Source organism: Neisseria sp. P0001.S005 (genome assembly GCF_051963715.1).
On the sequence record NZ_JBQCTZ010000565.1, the window covers coordinates 1 to 495 of the forward strand.

The following is a 495-nucleotide window of genomic DNA, read 5'->3' on the forward strand; positions in this document are numbered from 1 at the left end:
GCGCATTGTGAGAGCAGGGCGGTCAGAGCCAGCAAAGACAAAATAATCCATGCCCAAATGCGGATGGTGCGGATTTTTGCCTTGGCTTTTTTTCTGGCCGCCAGTTGCTCTTCAGACGGCCTTTCCGTTTGTTGCTCAGTCATGCAGGCTTTCCATGCGGATCATGGTGATCGGAGCATCCACGCAGCTTAGCGCTTCAATCGCTGCGATAGCGCGTTTGATATTGTGTTCACTTGTGGTGTGGGTCAGAATCACGATTTCAGCAGTGCTTTGATTAATCACGCCTTTTTGAATCAGAGCCTCGATAGAAACATTTTCTTTGGCCAAGAGTGCGGCAATTTGACCCAAAGTGCCCGGTTCGTCAGTTGCTTGAACGCGCAGATAGTAGCTGCTGGTGATTTCATCCATAGGCAGAATATTTTGCGCTTGAACTTGTGAAGGCTGGAATGCCAAGTGAGGAACACGATGGTCAGTTTCCGCTTCAATCAGGCGGGC

At 49.9% G+C, this 495-nt stretch carries 1 protein-coding gene; it reads right to left on the reverse strand.

What is annotated here, in order from left to right; translation table 11 throughout:
* Positions 1-135 precede the first annotated feature (135 nt).
* The coding region (locus ACTHSP_RS21695) for an ACT domain-containing protein (protein ID WP_440346969.1) at positions 136-495 on the reverse strand (360 nt) is incomplete at its 5' end.